General features: G+C 40.0%; 3 protein-coding genes. 2 read left to right on the forward strand and 1 reads right to left on the reverse strand.

The features are described from left to right. Positions 1 to 114: 114 nt before the first annotated feature. Positions 115 to 630, forward strand: a complete 516-nt coding sequence (locus tag CWB66_RS16910) for a M23 family metallopeptidase (protein WP_138586279.1) — start codon at positions 115 to 117, stop codon at positions 628 to 630. A 110-nt stretch (positions 631 to 740) separates the two neighbouring features. Here the strand turns inward: CWB66_RS16910 and CWB66_RS16915 are convergent, their stop codons facing one another. After that, on the reverse strand, positions 741 to 1688 hold the full coding sequence (locus CWB66_RS16915; RefSeq protein WP_077538136.1) for a sodium-dependent bicarbonate transport family permease: 948 nt from the start codon (positions 1686 to 1688) through the stop codon (positions 741 to 743). A gap of 113 nt (positions 1689 to 1801) precedes the next feature. Between CWB66_RS16915 and CWB66_RS16920 the strand changes: the two genes are divergently transcribed. Beyond that, positions 1802 to 2746 carry a LysR family transcriptional regulator gene (locus CWB66_RS16920; protein WP_138586280.1) on the forward strand — a complete coding sequence of 315 codons (945 nt, stop codon included), beginning with the start codon at positions 1802 to 1804 and terminating at the stop codon, positions 2744 to 2746. Positions 2747 to 2850 lie beyond the last annotated feature (104 nt).

The following is a 2850-nucleotide window of genomic DNA, read 5'->3' on the forward strand; positions in this document are numbered from 1 at the left end:
TTCTCTAACCAGAGTTCAGGTTAAATTGTACTCAGAATGCGTTCAGCTATGATGGTTAATAATTTGCCACTGTATACGAAATGTATTAGCGATTTAAATATCAGGGAGAGAACATTGAAAGTACTTAAGTGGATTTTAATTGGAGCTGTAGCTTTACTAATTATAGGCTTACTAATTCCTGAAAAAATAATGATACCGGTACAAGGGGCAACCGCTAAAGATTGGAACCATAATACGTTTTGGTATGAGCCTTGGGGTAAATCGGGTGTGCACAAAGGAATTGATATTTTTGGTACAAAAAATACACCCGTAGTTGCCTCTACAAGCGGTATTGTTATATTTGCAGGTGAGTTAAGCCGAGGAGGTAAAGCGGTTGCTGTACTTGGGCCTAAATGGCGAGTGCACTATTTTGCACATTTAAATGAGTACAGTGTAAGTGCTGGCGATACAGTGAACATAAACAGTCAAATTGGTTTACTTGGCGATACTGGAAATGCTGCGGGGAAACAGCCCCATGTGCATTATTCTATTTTATCATTAGTGCCCATGCCTTGGCTTTTTACAACGCAAAATCAAGGCTGGAAAAAGATGTTTTTTTTAAGCCCGCATAAAAAATTAACGATTAAGTAACCATTGTATCGACTATAAATGACCTTTTAAATTTAGCTGTTAATTCCCTATAAAATGGGCTTAACAGCTTTAAAGTAATAAATTTTAATTGTTAATACTGATTTATTCGTTTACTGCATTGCTACTGCGAGCTGGTGGTATAAACCAATACCAACAATCACATTAAACGGAAAAGTAACGCCTAGTGAACTGAGCATAGCAAGGCCAATATCGGCTTTAGGAATGGCTGCCTTTATAGCAGCGGGAGCTGCTATATAAGAAGCGCTTGCTACCAAACTTCCCAATATAACTACCGACCCTAACTCTAAATTTAAAAGTGTGCCTACCATGACACCAATAGTGCCTAAAAATAATGGCGTGATAATAGCAAATACTGCTAGTTTCCACTGTTTCCAGGGAATAGGGCGTAGAGTTTGTGCTGCGACTAAACCCATCTCCAGTAAAAATAACGCAAGTACGACCTTAAAGCTGCTGGTTAAAAGGCTGGTTACTTGGCTGCCTTGCACCGTGCCGTACATCATGCCGATAACGACACCGCCTACGAGCAAAATGACACTTTTATTAGTAAGTGTTTCATGCCAAAGCGCTTTTAACGACAGTTCACTTTTTTGGCTGTTTTCTTTATCAAGCCTTCTGTAAAGCAGTAAACCAACGATGATTGCAGGGAGTTCTAGCATAACTAAATACAGAGTTACTTCTGCACCGACTACTAATTGAGCTGTCTCGGCATACGCAAGCGCTACCGCAAAGGTACCTGCACTTACTGAGCCGTAATGTGCGGCAATACTTGCGCTATTAGCAACAGAGAGTTTAATTACGTATTTTAAAATTGGATAAAGCATAAGAGGAATAAGTGCACCAAGCAACATTACCGAGCCCATTTCGGGTAGCAGTTGCCAGCTTAGATTACCGTGCAGTACCATACCGCCTTTAAGACCGATTGTTAACATGAGCAATAGGCTTAAGGTTTCGTAGGTTGCTTTTGGAATAGCAAGATCAGAACGTAAAATACCCGCTACTAATCCTAAAATAAAAAACATAACAACAATATCTGGCACAGGTGTTCCTTACTAAATCATAAATTAAGAGGCGCTATTGTAGATAAAACTTTGTATAGTAAATAATAAAATAAACAATACACATGTATAGATAAATATCTATGGAGGTGATTTTGGATTTACGGCATATCTCATTTAGGTTACTTGAAGTATTTATGAGCGTAGTAAAAACTGGCTCAATTAGCGAAAGCGCAAGGCGTTTACATTTAACGCAGCCAACCGTATCGCTGCAAATAAAACGATTACAAGAGGCCGTGGGTGAGCCACTAGTGCTTATGCAGCAACAAAAGTTACATGTTACTGATGCTGGGTTTGCGTTATTTAAAACCTGCCAGCAGGTGTTTGGGCATTTTGAAGACTATCAAGACTTCTTAACCGAGCTTAATGGTGGAGCGCGCGGCCGCTGTAAAATAGCCATGGTTAATACAGCGCAATATATTTTACCAAAATTGCTAGGTCCTTATAGTAATTTACATCCGCATGTTGAACTCCCTCTTGAAATAGGCAACAGGGCAGAGGTACTTGATAGATTTGAGCGAGGGGAGGATGATATTTATGTATTTAGTCATCCGCCGTCGCTTGAACACGCACAAGCTGCGCGCTTTTTGCATAATCCGCTGGAATTTATAGTGCCACTAAGTCATCCATTAGCTCACGTAAAAGCCGTTAAATTAGCTGAACTAATGCAGTATCGCTTTTTACTACGAGAAAATGGTTCAGCAACACGGATGTTATTTGAAAGCGAGTTACAAAGCCGAGGATTAGTGCTAAATGACTCCGTACAAATGGCCAGTAATGAAGCAATACGGGTAGCGGTAGCGTCAGGCATGGGTATTGCAGTTTTATCACGCCATGTACTTGCAAAAGATGATACAAGCTTTAAAATTTTAAACGTAACCGACACCCATTTAGCGAGTCATTGGTATTTTGTGATGCGCACCGACAGGCACATATCGCATGCGGCACGTAATTTTTTAAAGTTTGCGCAGCAGCACGTAGAACAATATTTAGATACGCAATGGGTACGTAATGAATTACATAAGTTAAATTTAAAGTAGAGTAACTAGGGCCTGGTTATCTTTCGAGGTTAAATTTGCAGCAGACTGCTTGGTATTTAGGCAAAGCAGAGCCTATGGTGTGTGGTATTCCCCATAAATAGGCG

The sequence above is a fragment of the Pseudoalteromonas sp. S558 genome (assembly GCF_005886635.1).
Taxonomy (GTDB): Bacteria; Pseudomonadota; Gammaproteobacteria; order Enterobacterales; family Alteromonadaceae; genus Pseudoalteromonas; species Pseudoalteromonas aliena.